19 protein-coding genes, 1 pseudogene and 1 other annotated feature are annotated in these 15,886 nt (G+C 40.1%); of the genes and pseudogenes, 16 read left to right on the top strand and 4 right to left on the bottom strand.

Annotation, left to right across the window (positions count from 1 at the left end; all coding sequences use genetic code 11):
- Positions 1–44: 44 nt before the first annotated feature.
- The 5 genes and pseudogenes from SCSC_RS05195 to SCSC_RS05175 form a co-directional block, all read left to right on the top strand.
- Positions 45–836, top strand: a complete 792-nt coding sequence (locus SCSC_RS05195; RefSeq protein ID WP_006270685.1) for an alpha/beta hydrolase — start codon at positions 45–47, stop codon at positions 834–836.
- Positions 837–980: 144 nt separating this feature from the next.
- Complete coding sequence (locus tag SCSC_RS05190; RefSeq protein WP_006270701.1) at positions 981–1,685, top strand: matrixin family metalloprotease; 705 nt, start codon at positions 981–983, stop codon at positions 1,683–1,685.
- A 1-nt stretch (position 1,686) separates the two neighbouring features.
- The gene (locus SCSC_RS05185; protein ID WP_006270699.1) at positions 1,687–2,052 is read left to right on the top strand and encodes a hypothetical protein; all 366 of its coding nucleotides are present in this window, start codon (positions 1,687–1,689) and stop codon (positions 2,050–2,052) included.
- 73 nt (positions 2,053–2,125) lie between these two features.
- Positions 2,126–4,021, top strand: coding sequence for an ABC-F family ATP-binding cassette domain-containing protein (locus tag SCSC_RS05180; RefSeq protein WP_006270706.1), 1,896 nt, complete (start codon positions 2,126–2,128; stop codon positions 4,019–4,021).
- 493 nt (positions 4,022–4,514) lie between these two features.
- Positions 4,515–4,691 (top strand): annotated as a pseudogene (locus SCSC_RS05175) (MFS transporter); the annotation flags it as partial.
- A gap of 17 nt (positions 4,692–4,708) precedes the next feature.
- Here SCSC_RS05175 and SCSC_RS05170 read toward each other — a convergent pair.
- The 3 genes from SCSC_RS05170 to murT are packed head-to-tail and all read right to left on the bottom strand — an operon-like array spanning position 4,709 to position 7,112.
- Entirely contained in the window at positions 4,709–4,966 is a 258-nt protein-coding gene (locus SCSC_RS05170; protein ID WP_006267878.1) for a LapA family protein, read from the bottom strand.
- 17 nt (positions 4,967–4,983) lie between these two features.
- Positions 4,984–5,769: a lipid II isoglutaminyl synthase subunit GatD gene (gatD, locus tag SCSC_RS05165; RefSeq protein ID WP_006270691.1), complete on the bottom strand. Its 786-nt coding sequence runs from the start codon at positions 5,767–5,769 to the stop codon at positions 4,984–4,986.
- A complete protein-coding gene (gene murT / locus SCSC_RS05160) occupies positions 5,769–7,112 on the bottom strand; it encodes a lipid II isoglutaminyl synthase subunit MurT (protein ID WP_006270708.1) in 1,344 nt (447 codons plus the stop codon). Before murT ends, gatD begins: the two co-directional genes overlap by 1 nt.
- Before the next feature lie 106 nt (positions 7,113–7,218).
- Here murT and cdaA point away from each other — a divergent pair, with 106 nt between their 5' ends.
- The 6 genes from cdaA to SCSC_RS05130 all read left to right on the top strand — a co-directional run bounded on the left by cdaA (position 7,219) and on the right by SCSC_RS05130 (position 12,723).
- A complete protein-coding gene (gene cdaA, locus SCSC_RS05155; RefSeq protein WP_003068760.1) occupies positions 7,219–8,076 on the top strand; it encodes a diadenylate cyclase CdaA in 858 nt (285 codons plus the stop codon).
- Positions 8,063–8,791: a CdaR family protein gene (locus tag SCSC_RS05150; protein WP_006270688.1), complete on the top strand. Its 729-nt coding sequence runs from the start codon at positions 8,063–8,065 to the stop codon at positions 8,789–8,791. Before cdaA ends, SCSC_RS05150 begins: the two co-directional genes overlap by 14 nt.
- Positions 8,792–8,815: 24 nt before the next feature.
- A complete protein-coding gene (gene glmM, locus SCSC_RS05145) occupies positions 8,816–10,168 on the top strand; it encodes a phosphoglucosamine mutase (RefSeq protein WP_006270661.1) in 1,353 nt (450 codons plus the stop codon).
- A gap of 106 nt (positions 10,169–10,274) precedes the next feature.
- The gene (gene serB / locus SCSC_RS05140; protein WP_006270668.1) at positions 10,275–10,925 is read left to right on the top strand and encodes a phosphoserine phosphatase SerB; all 651 of its coding nucleotides are present in this window, start codon (positions 10,275–10,277) and stop codon (positions 10,923–10,925) included.
- 3 nt (positions 10,926–10,928) lie between these two features.
- Positions 10,929–12,041: a glycerate kinase gene (locus SCSC_RS05135; protein ID WP_006270677.1), complete on the top strand. Its 1,113-nt coding sequence runs from the start codon at positions 10,929–10,931 to the stop codon at positions 12,039–12,041.
- 187 nt (positions 12,042–12,228) lie between these two features.
- A complete protein-coding gene (locus tag SCSC_RS05130; protein ID WP_006270717.1) occupies positions 12,229–12,723 on the top strand; it encodes an EbsA family protein in 495 nt (164 codons plus the stop codon).
- On the opposite strand, the gene SCSC_RS05125 is transcribed toward SCSC_RS05130, so the two are convergent.
- Entirely contained in the window at positions 12,710–12,907 is a 198-nt protein-coding gene (locus SCSC_RS05125) for a ferredoxin (protein ID WP_006270679.1), read from the bottom strand. The two genes, SCSC_RS05130 and SCSC_RS05125, sit on opposite strands and share 14 nt — an antisense overlap.
- A gap of 45 nt (positions 12,908–12,952) precedes the next feature.
- Here SCSC_RS05125 and SCSC_RS05120 point away from each other — a divergent pair, with 45 nt between their 5' ends.
- The 5 genes from SCSC_RS05120 (at position 12,953) to rplT (ending at position 15,434) form a co-directional block, all read left to right on the top strand.
- Positions 12,953–13,405: an SAG1386/EF1546 family surface-associated protein gene (locus SCSC_RS05120; RefSeq protein ID WP_006270719.1), complete on the top strand. Its 453-nt coding sequence runs from the start codon at positions 12,953–12,955 to the stop codon at positions 13,403–13,405.
- A 9-nt stretch (positions 13,406–13,414) separates the two neighbouring features.
- Positions 13,415–14,092, top strand: a complete 678-nt coding sequence (gene cmk, locus SCSC_RS05115; RefSeq protein ID WP_006270676.1) for a (d)CMP kinase — start codon at positions 13,415–13,417, stop codon at positions 14,090–14,092.
- Positions 14,093–14,118: 26 nt separating this feature from the next.
- Positions 14,119–14,248 (top strand) — a sequence feature (ribosomal protein L20 leader region).
- A 15-nt stretch (positions 14,249–14,263) separates the two neighbouring features.
- A complete protein-coding gene (gene infC, locus SCSC_RS05110; protein WP_003025051.1) occupies positions 14,264–14,794 on the top strand; it encodes a translation initiation factor IF-3 in 531 nt (176 codons plus the stop codon).
- A gap of 33 nt (positions 14,795–14,827) precedes the next feature.
- Positions 14,828–15,028 (top strand): 50S ribosomal protein L35, encoded by a 201-nt coding sequence (rpmI, locus tag SCSC_RS05105; protein WP_003025048.1) that lies wholly within the window; start codon positions 14,828–14,830, stop codon positions 15,026–15,028.
- A gap of 46 nt (positions 15,029–15,074) precedes the next feature.
- Positions 15,075–15,434, top strand: coding sequence for a 50S ribosomal protein L20 (gene rplT / locus SCSC_RS05100; protein WP_000124830.1), 360 nt, complete (start codon positions 15,075–15,077; stop codon positions 15,432–15,434).
- Positions 15,435–15,886: the final 452 nt, after the last annotated feature.

Genomic DNA, 15,886 nt, shown 5'->3' with positions numbered 1-15,886 from the left:
CATGTTCCAGCCCCTTTCTTACATTTATAGGAAAAGGAGATAAAATGGCATTTTTTGAAATAGAGTATCACTCAACAGTACTAGAAATGGAGCGTCGTGTCAATGTCATCTATCCTGATGCAGATGCAGTAGCTCCTAATCAGGTGACAGACACTGATATTCCCGTTCTTTACCTTTTGCATGGAATGGGCGGCAATGAAAATTCGTGGCGAAAGCGGACCAATATTGAGCGTTTATTGCGCCATACAAATTTAATTGTCATTATGCCGTCAACAGATCTTGCCTGGTACATTAATACTGCTTATGGTTTGAACTATTACGATGCATTAGCAAAAGAATTACCTGAAATCATGCAACGGTTCTTTCCAAATATGAGCCGGAAACGTGAAAAAACATTTATTGCTGGCTTATCTATGGGAGGTTACGGGGCTTATAAAATTGCTTTGATGACGGATCGATTCTCTTATGCGGGGTCATTTTCTGGGGCAATCGGGATAGGCCTTGATGATATAGATATGGAAGAATTACCTGGTGGGAACCTCAGCTATTGGCAAGGTGTGTTTGGTGATTTGAAAGCAGCTGGTGTTGAGAAGCATTTCTTAACAACGATGGCAAAGAAGTCAGATAAAAGAACTAAATTCTATACTTGGTGTGGAGAGCAAGATTTTCTCTATCAAGCAAATGAAATAGCCGTCAAAAAATTACGCGAGTGTGGTTTAGATATTACGTATCATCATGCTCCAGGGAAACACGAGTGGTATTATTGGGAAAAGCAGTTAGAAGAATTTCTTAAATGGTTGCCAATTGGTTTTGAAGTAGAGGAACGCCTATCCTAAGTGTGTGGTGGTATCTTTGGTTCTTATATCTAACAGGGAATGATTTTTAGAGATTTGTCATTTCTTTTACAACCGTTTATTTTAAGAATTTTTTAAGTGAATCTCATTATACTTACTTTTTATCTTTTAGATTAGGAGGAGAGTATGAGATTTTTGTTTCGATTGATTTCAAGGTTATTTCGACTGCTCTGGCGATTGGTTTACACAGTTGCATCGACAGCACTTCTTTTTGTAGGAAGCTTGTATATCGTGAGTCCTTCTAAAAGCAATTTTGCGACAGGGCTTCAGCAAGATGTGAACCAAATTTATCGATACGTAAGTGGACAAGATAGTCAGCTAGGTGTCAGGCAAAATGTGAAAGACCTAACCAAGCGGTTATCGGACGATCATGTTCATCAGGCATCTGGTGTTCGGTGGGATAAAGCAAGCGCTACGGTTTATATAGAGACACAAGACGAAACATTTCGCTCAGCTTATCAGGAAGCTATTCGTGCTTGGAATCAAACGGGTGCCTTTACTTTCCAGATTGTAACTGATAAAAATCAAGCCAATATTGTAGCTACAGAGATGAATAATAGCACTGTCAGTGCGGCAGGCGAAGCAGAATCCAAAACCAATTTGCTGACCAAGCGTTTTACAAATGTAACTGTTCGACTAAATCGTTATTATCTATTAAACAGTCAATATGGCTACTCTTATGAGCGAATCGTAAACACAGCAGAACATGAATTGGGACATGCGATTGGATTAGAACACAATGAAGAAAAATCTGTCATGCAATCCTCTGGTTCATTTTATAGTATTCAAGCAGTGGACGTTCAAACAGTAAAGGAGTTGTATCAATCATAAAATGTTAAAAAATATATTTAAAGTCATTAGATATTTCCCAGAGCAAGTTTTTTTGTTTCTCTTTAATTCTAGTATTTTTGCATGGTTATGGAAAAGTGGCTCTGATATTGCAAATCGTATTGGAGTGACAGCTGCATGGCGAGAACATATTCCAGCTCCTATCCAAAGTTTTTTTGGCGAAAACAGTCAGGCAGTTCAAGGCTTTTTCAATCATTCAGCCGTTATGTGGTTGATTGGTTCTATGATGATCCTTTGGGTGATTCGTTTTGTAAAAGGAATCATCAAATTAGTACTTTTTGCTTTGATTGTTCTATTAGGTGTTTACCTCGTGATACAAAATCAAGAAATTTTACATACTTTTAGATGAAATGCGGTTTATCTTGACCGTATTTTTATTTTCTAGAATGGTAGTTGAGCCATGAATTTGCTATAATAGGTTTATGATTATTTTACAAGCAAATAAGATTGAACGCTCTTTTGCAGGGGAGCTTCTTTTTAACAATATTAACCTGCAGGTGGATGAGGGTGATCGGATTGCCCTCGTTGGTAAAAATGGAGCTGGGAAGTCAACCCTGCTCAAGATTTTGGTGGGCGAGGAAGAGCCTACTTCTGGTCAGATTAATAAAAAACGAGATCTTTCCCTGTCCTATCTGGCTCAGGACAGCCGCTTTGAGTCGGAGAATACTATCTACGACGAGATGCTGCTGGTCTTTGATAGTCTGCGTCAGCAAGAGAAGAGGTTGCGGCAGATGGAGCTGCAAATGGGAGAATTGTCAGGGGAAGAGCTGACGGCTCTCATGACCCAGTATGACCAGCTGTCAGAGGAATTTCGACAAAAGGGTGGTTTTACCTATGAAGCTGATATTCGAGCTATTTTGAATGGCTTCAAGTTTGACCAGTCCATGTGGCAGATGAAGATTTCTGAGCTGTCAGGCGGGCAGAACACCCGTCTGGCTCTGGCTAAGATGCTGTTGGAGAAGCCAGAACTGCTGGTCTTGGACGAGCCGACCAACCACTTGGATATCGAAACCATTGCCTGGTTGGAGAATTACTTAATCAACTACAGCGGTGCCTTGATCATCGTTAGTCATGACCGCTATTTCCTAGACAAGGTTGCGACTATCATGCTGGATTTGACCAAGCATTCCTTGGATCGCTATGTAGGCAATTACTCCAGTTTTGTGGTCCAAAAGGAGCAGAAGTTAGCCACTGAAGCTAAGAATTACGAAAAGCAACAGAAAGAAATTGCTGCGCTAGAGGACTTTGTCAATCGCAATCTAGTTCGGGCCTCTACTACCAAGCGGGCTCAGTCTCGCCGTAAGCAGCTGGAAAAGATGGAGCGTTTGGACAGACCAGAAACCGGCGGCCGCTCGGCTAATATGACCTTCAGATCTGATAAGGTTTCGGGCAATGTTGTGCTGACCTTGGAAGACGCAGCTATTGGCTACGGAAAGGAAGTCCTGTCAGAGCCGATTAACCTTGACATTCGCAAGTTCAATGCGGTAGCTATTGTCGGGCCAAATGGGATTGGGAAGACGACCTTGATTAAATCACTAATCGGTCAAGTGCCCTTCATCAGAGGCAAGGAGCAGTTGGGGGCTAATGTGGAAGTGGGCTACTATGACCAGACTCAGAGCAAACTGACTCCCAGCAATACGGTTCTCGATGAGCTATGGAATGACTTCAAGCTGACGCCAGAGGTCGAGATTCGCAATCGCTTAGGCGCTTTCCTCTTCTCGGGTGATGATGTCAAGAAGTCGATCGGCATGCTATCGGGTGGAGAGCGGGCGCGGCTGATTCTAGCAAAGTTGTCAATGGAAAACAACAACTTCCTCATCCTAGACGAGCCGACCAACCACCTGGACATTGACAGCAAGGAAGTGCTGGAAAATGCCCTGATTGACTTTGACGGCACCCTACTCTTTGTCAGCCACGACCGTTACTTTATCAATCGCGTGGCCACCCAGATCATCGAGCTTTCTGAGACAGGCTCCACCCTTTATCTGGGTGATTATGACTACTATCTGGAGAAAAAGGCAGAGCAGGAAGCCTTGCGTGAGGAGTCAGAGCAGGCTAGTCCTGACAAACCTGCCCCTGCCAATGACTATCAGCTCCAAAAGGAAAACCAGAAAGAACAGCGCCGGCTGGCCCGTCGCCTAGAGCAATTGGAAGCGCAAATCGAGGACTTGGATAGTCAGATCAGTCAGCTTCAGGAAGCTATGCAGGCTACTAATGATGCCAGTGAACTCATGGAGAGCCAGCAGCAAATCGACCAGTTGACCGCCGCCCAAGAAGAAGCCATGCTAGAATGGGAAGAACTGGCGGAGAAGGTGTGAGAAGGAAAAAGAACCTGTGTAAGAATGCCTAGTTTCTGTGAGAAATGAGCTTCCCAGAGATCAAAATACTTAATTTCACATGTGAAATCAGTCCTAAAAGAGCAAAACCCGAATTTTTATATGTGAAATCTCTGATTCTGTGACAAAAAGATAAATCCTTCATGAAGAATTGTTTCCCTGAGAGCAAAAGGCGAACTTTTACATATGTTCTGAGATTTTTTCGAGGAAAAGAAAGCATTCTTCATGCAAACTAGGTTCTTTTAAAGAAAAGTCAGCCCGTCAGATTTTCTGAAAAGCTATTTTGGAGCAAAATGACTCTGTCAGATTTTCGGACGGTTAGTCTGAGAGCAAATCCCGAACTTTCTATTTTCGGACGAGTTCTTTTTGTGGAATTTGCCTTTTCCGATTTTCAGCCGATAAGATTTTGACGAAATGAGGCTCGTCCGAAAGTAGAATCCGAACAAAGGGGCTGGAAGGTAGTTTTGAAAGAGCGGTTGGCCGAGTTTTCTCAACGATCTACACGCTGGCAATTCTTTTCATGCCTCCTGCGACTTTTCTGATGATTCTCCTGCCGAGTGTCCACACCCTTTCCTTTCTTTTGATTGGTCTGGGTGTGATGGGACTGGCTTTTCTTTCCTATATCTGTCAAAAGAGAATACAAAAAAACTAGGCTGGAGTGATTCCAGCCTAGTTTTCTGTATGGGAATTTTTAAGTGCTTCTTTGGTTTTCTTAAGCTCTTTCTTCAGCGAGAAGTTTTTTAGCATGCTGATGAGAAAGGTCGTGACAGAGCCTAGGAGCACTGAGACCAAAATCAAGATGATTAAGGGCAGTTTGAAGCTAAATAGGATAAAGCTAACATTGACACTCTGCATATTGGCCAAGGAAATACTGGCCACCAATAAAATGGTAATTAAAAGCAGGATATAGTGTAATTTTTCTTTCATAGTGATTCTCCTATTATCTATTCAAACTCTGCCTTGCTTTTGACATCTCCATATTCTTCTGGGATTTCTTGGGCTAGGATATCTTCATAAGCGGCTAGTTCAATATCTGAGCCATATTTGTTTTTCAGAGCGGTGGTCACCAGACGGTAGGCCAAGTTCGCATTGCGGGACAAGATGGGACCGTGGAAGTAGGAGCCAAAGACATTCTTATAGTGGACGCCCTCATTGCCGTCTTCTTGATTGTTGCCATTTCCATAGACGACTTTGCCCAGTGGTTTTTCATCATCGGAGAGGAAGGTCCGTCCTTGGTGATTTTCAAAGCCGTAGTAGGTCTCATTGAATTCTTCGTTATGAATCTTAATGTCGCCGATGTAGCGGTTATTTTTTTGATTGAGAGTATAATGGCCCATAATTCCAAGTCCCTCAATCCGCCGACCAGAAGCTTCGATGTAATATTGCCCTAGAAGCTGAAAGCCACCACAGATAGCTAACACCACGCCGTCATGATTGATAAATTCTTCCAAACTCTCTTTTTTTGTTGGCAGGTCTCGTGCCACAATGGTCTGCTCGTAATCTTGCCCTCCGCCGAAAAATGCCAAATCATAGTAATCATTATCAAACTCATCTTCAAGTGATACAATATCAATCTGAACGCGAGCGCCTAGCTTTTCAGCTACATATTTGAGCATGAGAATATTACCATTATCACCATAGGTATTCATGAGATTGCCATAGAGATGGGCAATTTTTAAATAATAAGTATAATCCCGATTTTCGGGAGAAGTAAGGGATGTATAAACCATTAGTTCATCTCCTTTCTGACAACCTGATGAGAAGCAAGTAATTCACGAAATTCTAACATGGCGGTGTAGGTTGCTAAGATATAGGCATGTCTGGTTTTTTGATGTTTAATTTCTTCAAAGACTTGACTCAAACTAGCTACTTCATTGATTCGCTTGGCATCATAACCAGTAACTCGCAAGCGCCGAGCAATTTCAGAATGACGAACACCACCAGCAATGATATGCGAGATATCCATGTCTAAAATTTTCTCAAAATCAGCGTCCCAAATCCAGCTAGTATCAATGCCGTCTGCGTAGTTGGCGTTGAGGAGAACTGACAAACTGAATGAATAAGGAGCAAGCTTGATCATTTCTAGAGCTTGCGTAGTTCCAACGGGATTTTTAATCAGAACTAGCGTGCATTCTTTGTCGCCAATTTTGAAAGTTTCCTGACGTCCGAAAACGGCTCTACTTTTGTCAAAACCAGCCTTGGTAGTAGCCGATTCAACTCCAAAGAACTGAGCAACAGAAACTGCAGCTAAAGCGTTGTAGATATTGTAAAGACCACCAATGTTGATGTGGTAACTTTGACCGTCAATGACAAATTCTGAACTGTTGTGTTGGAGGCTAGTCAATTGGGTCAGTTTATAGTCTAATTCAGGACGTTTAAAATCGCAGTGCTCGCAAATATAATCGCCTAGATTGGCATAAGTATTGAGCTTGTATTTTAAAATATGCTGACACGTGGGACAGAGGATGCCCTCGGTATTATAATGAGCTAACTCAGCTTGCCCTTTTTTGGTGTCAAATCCATAGTAGCGGACAGGATTTTTCAAGCTGACCGAGTTAAAGAGTGGGCTATCACCATTCATCAGTACAGTAGCTTCAGGTACCTTGGCCGCTGCATCCAGAATCATCTGGTAGGTCGTGTAGATCTCACCATAGCGGTCCATCTGGTCACGGAAAATATTGGTAAAGACGAAAAGGCTCGGTCTGATATAATCACAGATGTGGGAGAGGCTAGCTTCATCAATTTCCAGCACAGCGATATTTTTGCCAGATTTCCCTTTTTTTGCAGTCAAGAAAGTTGTCGCAATTCCACTAATCATATTGGCTCCGCTGGGATTGGTCACAACCTCGCCAAAAGCCTCTTTGAGGATTCCAACTGTAAGAGCAGTGGTCAGAGTTTTACCATTTGTCCCTGTAATCACCACCACTTCGTAATCACGAGCTAGTGTATTTAAAATGTCGTTGTCAAATTTTAGAGCAAGCTTTCCGGGTAAGGTCGATCCGCGCCCCAATTTACTTAAAACAAAGTGGGAGGATTTCCCTGCAAGTTTGCCAAATAATGTATTTATCTTCATAAGAAATATTTTATCATAAAAAGTAAAGAAGGTTACAGAAAAATATCTTGAAAAGTGATATAATAATTAAGAATGTTTTTAGGTTGAGAAAGAGAGGACACTGGAAATGAATTTTCAGCAATTGTCCAATCTCCAATATTGGTCTAGTTTATTTTCTAGTCCTTGGAGTATTGTCATCAATATCATCGATATTGCACTGGTTGCTTGGATTTTATTTTATTTTACAAAAGCAATCGCTGGCACTAAGATTATGATTCTCGTTCGAGGGGTTTTGATTTTTGTACTGGCTCAGATTCTTGCCAATGCAATTGGTTTAACAACGGTTTCTTGGTTAATCAATCAAGTCATTACCTATGGAGTTATTGCGGCTGTTGTGATTTTTACACCTGAGATTCGTACAGGTCTGGAAAGGCTGGGGCGTGCAACAGATTTGTTTTCGACAGCACCGATTAGCTCAGAGGAAAAAATGGTGCAGGCATTTGTCAAAGCAGTGAATTATATGAGTCCTCGGAAAATTGGGGCTCTCGTTGCTATCCAAGGAAGCAGAACCTTACAAGAATATATCGCAACAGGGATTCCTTTGGATGCTGATGTGTCAGGTGAGTTGTTAATCAATATTTTCATTCCGAATACACCGTTGCATGACGGAGCTGTTATTGTAAGAGATAATAAAATAGCCGTTTCTTGTGCTTATCTTCCGCTTACAGAAAACACAGGAATTTCTAAGGAATTTGGAACGCGCCACCGTGCTGCAATCGGTCTTTCAGAAGTGTCAGATGCCCTTACTTTTGTAGTTTCGGAGGAAACGGGAGGTATTTCAATCACACATAACGGAGTTTTTAAACACGATCTGACCTTAGAAGAATTTGAAGCAGAATTGCGGAAAGTGCTGATTTCAGATGAACAACCAAAATCACCATTTAAAAATCGTGTGCTAGGAGGTTGGAAACATGAAAAATCGTAAGCAGATTTGGTATATCGTTTCTTCCATCTTTTTTGCTGCTGTTTTATTTATTTATGCAACAACGACAAATTACCAAAATAACTCAAGTGCTAGACAAACTACGTCTGAAACGTACACGAATGCCTTGCCTAGTGTCCCAATTGATATTAAATACAATAGTGAAAAGTATTTTATTAGTGGTTTTGCGTCCGAAGTATCAGTAGTGTTAACGGGTTCCAATCGTGTGACACTTGCTAGTGAGATGCAAGAAAGTACTCGAAAGTTTAAAGTTGTAGCGGATTTAACAAAAGCTACGGAAGGAACAAGAGAGGTACCTTTAGCTATTAAAAATTTACCAAGTGGGTTGACTGCGACTGTTACACCGGCTAAGATTACGGTGAAGATCGGTAAGAAGGCAAGTAAAACATTTGAAGTTAAAACAACGATTAGTTCTGCTCAGTTGGCAGATGGTTCAACGGTTGATCGGGTAAGTATTGCTGATAATAAAGTAACAGTCACAAGTGATGAAGATACTTTAGAAAAAGTTGATCATGTAGAAGCAGCTCTTCCCACAAGTGAAAAAATTTCGAACAATTATACCGGAACTGTGCCTTTGCAAGCGGTTGATGCTAGCGGAACAGTATTGCCGAGTGTGATTACCCCTTATGAGACAACGATAAAAATTACAGTAAAATCATCAAGCTCGTCTTCAAGTTCGACGAGCTCATCCAAATAAAAGTATTGAAAGGATTTTAAAAAAATGGGAAAATATTTCGGAACGGACGGAGTTCGTGGAGAAGCAAATGTGGAATTAACGCCAGAATTGGCGTTTAAATTAGGGCGATTTGGTGGCTATGTATTGAGCCAACATGAGAAAGATGTGCCGCGCGTCTTTGTAGGACGTGACACACGTATTTCAGGAGAAATGCTGGAAAGTGCATTAATAGCAGGACTTTTATCGGTTGGAATCCGTGTTTACAAGCTTGGGGTTATCGCAACACCAGGTGTGGCTTATCTGGTGAAGTCAGAAAAAGCAAGTGCTGGGGTCATGATTTCAGCTAGCCATAATCCTGCACTTGACAACGGTATTAAATTTTTCGGCGGAGATGGTTATAAGCTAGATGATGATCGCGAGTTAGAAATTGAAGCACTTCTTGATGCTAAAGAAGACAATTTACCACGTCCAAGTGCGGAAGGATTAGGGACCCTGATGGATTATCCAGAAGGGCTACGCAAATATCAGCAGTATCTCGTATCGACTGGTCTTGATTTAGACGGAATGAAAGTTGCTCTGGATACAGCGAACGGTGCCGCTTCAACAAGTGCTCGCCAGGTGTTTGCCGATTTGGGAGCTAGATTGACAGTCATCGGAGAAAATCCAGATGGGTTGAATATCAATTTAAATGTAGGTTCTACACATCCTGAAAAATTGCAAGAAACAGTTCGTGAATCAGGCTCAGCACTTGGTTTGGCATTTGATGGAGATAGTGATCGCTTGATTGCGGTAGATGAAAATGGTGAGATTGTTGATGGTGATAAAATCATGTACATCATTGGGAAATATCTCTCTGGAAAAGGTTTACTAGCCCAAAATACAATCGTAACAACTGTTATGTCAAACCTAGGTTTCCATAAAGCTTTGGATCGTGAAGGTATTAATAAAGTGATTACAGCTGTTGGTGACCGTTATGTCGTAGAAGAAATGCGCAAATCGGGTTACAATCTTGGTGGTGAGCAATCAGGGCATGTCATTATCATGGATTATAATACGACGGGTGACGGTCAGCTGACAGCCGTTCAATTGACAAAAGTAATGAGAGAAACAGGTAAAACTTTATCTGAATTAGCTTCAGAAGTGACTATTTATCCGCAAAAATTGGTTAATATCCGTGTTGAAAATACTATGAAGGACAAGGCCGTGGAAGTTCCTGCTATTAAAGCTGTGATTGAAAAAATGGAAGAAGAAATGGCTGGAAATGGTCGCATTCTTGTTCGTCCAAGCGGAACAGAGCCTCTTTTACGAGTCATGGCGGAAGCACCAAGTCATGAGGAAGTCGATTATTACGTTAATACAATTGCAGATATTGTACGCGCTGAAATTGGTATTGAATAAAGTAAAAAATCTCTGTTTATTATATAGGCAGAGATTTTTTACTTTATATTGTAGTTTGTTTTGTCAAGCAAATTTTTATATATTCAAAAATGTATGAGGGAATAATATGAGAGCCACAGGATTATTGGTAATGGATGTGGATAGTACTTTGGTGAAAGAAGAAGTAATTGATTTACTAGGGGCTGAAGTAGGAGTTGGTGAGCAGGTTGCAGCTATTACAAAATGTGCCATGCAAGGAAAATATGATTTTGAAGCGGCTCTGCTAGAGCGTGTGACCCTGCTTAAAGGACTCCCTGAGGCCATTTTTAAACAAGTTTCTAAGAAAATTCATTTTACTAAAGGGGCTCGACAGTTGATAGAAGAAATGCATCAGCGTGGTTATAAGGTTGGTATTGTATCAGGTGGATTTCATGAAATAGTAGATGAATTAGCAGCGAAGTTGGACATAGATTATGTAAAAGCTAATCACTTGGAAGTAAAAGATGGCCAGCTGACAGGTAGGGTTTTAGGGACAGTTGTCACAAAAGAAGTCAAAAAAGCAATGCTAAAGCAATGGGCAGAGGAAAACAACTTGACTCTTGCTCAAACCATTGCTGTAGGAGATGGTGCTAATGACCTTCCAATGATATTAACAGCAGGAATTGGGATTGCTTTTAATGCCAAGCCTATTGTGAGAGAGCAAGCACCTTATCAAATCGATCAAGCTGACTTATATCAAGTTGTAAGCCTTTTAGAAAAGATAGAAAGTGAGGACTAGGTCATGCATATTTTAATTGCACCGGACTCTTTTAAAGAAAGTTTATCAGCTCAAAGCGTTGCAGAGGCTATAAAAGCAGGTTTTTCCAAGGCGCTCCCGGAAGCAACATTTGACTTGCTACCCATTGGAGATGGTGGTGAAGGAACAGTTGCTGCTTTAGCCGCCTCAATGAAATTATCCGAATATGAAAGGACAGTAACCGGACCATTCGGCGAGCCGGTTACGATGAAATATGCTCAAAAAGGCGATATAGCTCTCTTTGAAATGGCTGATTTGGTTGGGTTGGCGAATATCCCGTCAGAAAAAAGAAACCCTTTGACTCTTGATACCAGAGGATTAGGAGAGTTAATTTTGTATCTCGCCAAAGAAGGTGTGAGGCAAATTTATATTGGCGTAGGTGGTTCGGCTACCAATGATGGTGGAATTGGAATGGCAGCTGGATTGGGCTATAAATTTTTTGATAAGGATAATCACTTGCTCCAAGCAAAGGGTTCGTCTTTAGACCGTGTGGCTCGCATTTCAGCGGATAAAGTTCCTGAAATTTTAGGAAATTTGGATATTCAGATTCTGACAGATGTTATGAATCCTCTCTGTGGTGAAAACGGAGCTACATACGTTTTTGGAGGTCAAAAAGGCTTGCCTGATTTGTTATTTTCTCAAGTAGATCAAGCTATGGCAACGTTTTATAAACAGGCGAATCCAACAATCTTTTCATTGGCTGGTGCCGGTGCTGGAGGAGGTATGGCCGCAGGGCTGGTGACATTTGCACATGGAAAAATTGTATCAGGAATTGATACTTGTCTCAACTTGCTCGATTTTGATAATCGTGTCAAAAAGGCTGATTTAGTGATTGTGGGTGAAGGTCGAATGGATCAGCAAAGTCTGTCAGGTAAAGCCCCTATTGGAGTAGCAAGGAGAACGCCAATCAATATTCCTGTAATTGCTATTTGTGGTAGTCTAAGGAATGATTTACCGGATTTCCCAGTAGAGAATATTCAGGCTGCTTTTCCAATCATTTCTCAAGTCGAACCTTTAATTATTACTTTAGATAGGGCAGAAGAAAACCTCGTCCGAACAGCACAAAATATCGGAAATTTATTGAGAATGAAAATATGATATTTAATTTTTTTCTGAAAATCGGAAAGATGATGCAGATGACTTGCTTGAAAAGTATAAAAATTATTGCAAAAGTAGAGGTTTGTATAGAACGATATCTTGATTTCCTAATTTTTTTCTTTGTTATCCAATCTCACTCCCATTTTTCTTTTTTTTATGATAAACTAGTAGAAGAGGAGGTGCAAGCATGATAAAGATTTTTGGTCAGTTGCGTTATCATTGGCAACCAGATCTTTCTCTTCTAATCATCTATTGGTCTTTATCGGTCATTCCGATTTTTATAGGTTTTGCATTTTTATTTGAGAGTTCAGAAGTTCCGTTTTTAGTCCTTTTCTCTTTCTTTTTGTTCATGGTATTGTTGGGAATTGGCATACATCGATATTTTACGATATATGACGACGGGATTTTAAGGATTACTACAGCAAATCCATTTACACCTTCAAAGATAGAAATTTCAACGATTCGTAAGATAGAGGTAACAAAGACCTCTATTACTCTCTTCTTTGATGGCAAAGAAAAAGGCCGTACGTTTTGTATGCGCAAGTGGCCTAAGAAGTATTTTGTAAATGCTTTGGCTTTGAATGACCATTTTAAAGGGGAAGTTGAATTAGTGGATAATTTAACCCATGTAGACTATTTTGAACTATATTATGCTCAACCTAAAAAGACTACTCTTTCATAAGAGCTTTTGTAGGACAGTTTTTGATCGCTTCAATAATATCAGGTGTTTCGGGAACTTCCTTTTCCAGAAGCTCATCATCTTGATAAAATTTGACAATGCCATTATCATGGTAATCAAATAGGTCAGAATAGGTTTGACAAAGACCACAAGCAATGCATCGTTCAGGAATGAGTGTAACTTTCATACTCATATTGTAATCGGAATTTGGAAAAAATACAAGGAGGAAGTCATGGCAAAGGAACCATGGGAAGAAGATATTTATGACAAGGGAGAAAAAGAATTGGCGAGAAGCAAAAAAACGAACGGTGTAGTAGCTAATCGTGTGTTGACGATTTTAGCTGTTATTTTTTTCGTTATAGCGATTGTAATGGTAGGAATGATGATTTATTTATCTACTGGTGGAAGTAGTAAGAAGGCAGCAACGGAGGGCTTTTATAATGCTGCAAAAACTACTAGTAAATCAAGTGAAAGTTCTAGTGCTCCCGCTTCTTCTAAAGCAGCAAGTGATAGCAGTCAGCCGCAATCATCTGAAGGAACGATTACCGTTCAGGCTGGAGAAGGAGAAGCTGCCATTGCCGCGCGTGCGGGGATTTCAATTGCGGAATTAGAGCGTTTAAATCCATCTCACATGACAACAGGTGCGTGGTACGCTAATCCAGGTGATGTAGTAAAAATTCGATAGGAGTGCCGAATGAAACAGATTCAAATTGCTATTGATGGACCAGCTTCAAGTGGAAAGTCAACAGTTGCAAAAATTATTGCAAAAGATTTCGATTACACTTACTTGGATACAGGTGCGATGTATCGTGCAGCGACTTACTTAGCTTTACAAAATGATTTATCGGCGGAAAAGTGGTCTGAAATTGTTGCGCTATTAGATACTTATCCTGTTAGTTTTGGACGTGGTAAAGATGGAGAGCAACTCGTTTTTGTTGGAGATGTAGATGTGACGCATCCGATTCGAGAAAATGAAGTAACTAACAATGTTTCTTGGGTGTCTGCAATTCCAGAAGTACGAGAAAAGTTGGTTGATTTACAACGAGAAATTGCTACTCAAGGTGGTATTGTTATGGATGGGCGTGACATTGGAACAGTTGTTTTGCCTCATGCAGAGTTAAAAATTTTTCTTGTAGCCTCAGTTGAGGAAAGAGCTCAACGCCGTTATAAAGAAAATCTTGAAAAAGGTATTCCAACTGATTTGGAAACCCTCCAAAAAGAAATTTCAGATCGTGATTATAAGGACAGTCACCGTTCAGTTTCTCCTTTAAAACCGGCAGATGATGCTATTCATTTTGATACGACGGGTGTCGGAATTGTGGAAGTTGTGAATTTTATCGAAGAAAAAGCTAAAAAAATCCTTGACAAATAATCCAAAACTTGATATTATATAAAAGTTGAGAAAAGCAGAAGTGAGAACTTCTCGCCTTGCGACTAACGTTGTCTGGCTCTACGGATTAAGTTTCAGGAATGAAATACTATCATGTAGAGCGGACTTGCGTTAGCAAGTCCGCTCTTGTTTTTCTCTAAAAATAAAAAAGAGGTGAAAACCATAGCAAAACAAGACTTATTCATCAATGATGAAATTCGTGTACGTGAAGTTCGTTTGATCGGTCTTGATGGTGAGCAATTGGGCATTAAACCACTTAGCGAAGCGCAAGCGATTGCTGACGATGCAAATGTGGATCTTGTTCTGATTCAACCACAAGCTAAACCGCCTGTTGCAAAAATTATGGACTATGGAAAGTTCAAGTTTGAGTATCAGAAAAAACAAAAAGAGCAACGCAAAAAACAAAGTGTTGTTACTGTGAAAGAAGTTCGTCTTAGTCCAACTATTGACAAAGGTGACTTTGATACAAAACTTCGTAATGCACGCAAGTTCCTTGAAAAAGGAAATAAAGTGAAGGTTTCTATTCGCTTTAAAGGGCGGATGATTACTCACAAAGAAATCGGAGCGAAAGTATTAGCCGACTTTGCTCAAGCAACGCAGGATATTGCGATTATTGAACAAAGAGCTAAGATGGATGGACGTCAAATGTTCATGCAGTTAGCACCAATCCCTGACAAAAAGTAATCTGTTAGAAGTTAAAAAAAGGAGAAAAATATCATGCCAAAACAAAAAACACACCGCGCATCAGCTAAACGTTTCAAACGTACAGGTTCTGGTGGCTTGAAACGTTTCCGTGCTTACACTTCTCACCGTTTCCACGGAAAAACTAAAAAACAACGTCGTCATCTTCGTAAAGCAGCAATGGTGCATTCAGGAGATTTCAAACGTATCAAAGCAATGCTGACAGGTCTTAAATAAGAGATTTTGCAGTAGATTATTCTAGGAAATATTGGAGGAAATATAAATGGCACGTGTTAAAGGTGGCGTTGTATCACGCAAACGTCGTAAACGTATTTTAAAATTAGCTAAAGGTTACTATGGTGCAAAACATATCTTGTTCCGCACAGCAAAAGAACAAGTAATGAACTCTTACTACTATGCATACCGTGACCGTCGTCAAAAGAAACGCGATTTCCGTAAATTGTGGATTACACGTATCAATGCGGCAGCTCGTCTCAACGGACTTTCATATTCACAATTGATGCATGGTTTGAAATTGGCTGAAATCGAAGTAAACCGTAAAATGTTGGCTGATTTAGCAGTTAACGATGCAGCAGCTTTCACAGCGCTTGCAGATGCAGCTAAAGCAAAGTTAGGTAAATAATAATTAAAAAGCTGAGATATTTATCCCAGCTTTTTAATATAGTGTTGTGGTGTGGAAATTAGATTTGATAATGGAGAAAAAATAATATATGGAATCAACCAAAGATTGAGCAATAAAAAATCATGATGGTCTTATGAAAGGAAAGACAATGAAGAAATTAATAAACAGTAGATTCGTTTAAGTGCCGTCAAGGAGTAACATTGTCAAAAGTATTAGTCACCTATTCTGATAACGAAAACAGATAAGAGATTGGCAGGAGAGTTTAGATAATGGAAAAACAGGATGTGATTTATTAAAAACATTGATAAGTATTGTAGATTGATTTAAAAATTTTCAAGTATTTTAATGTTATAAATAATAAAAAACTGGGATAATGAACACTGCACCCCAAAAGTTAATTTTTTATGTCTAACTTTTGGGGTGCAGTTCAAATGAACTAAAAGATTTAATAT

This window comes from Streptococcus constellatus subsp. constellatus (assembly GCF_023167545.1).
In the GTDB taxonomy this organism is placed as follows: Bacteria; Bacillota; Bacilli; order Lactobacillales; family Streptococcaceae; genus Streptococcus; species Streptococcus constellatus.
This window is presented reverse-complemented; position numbering and strand designations above follow the sequence as displayed.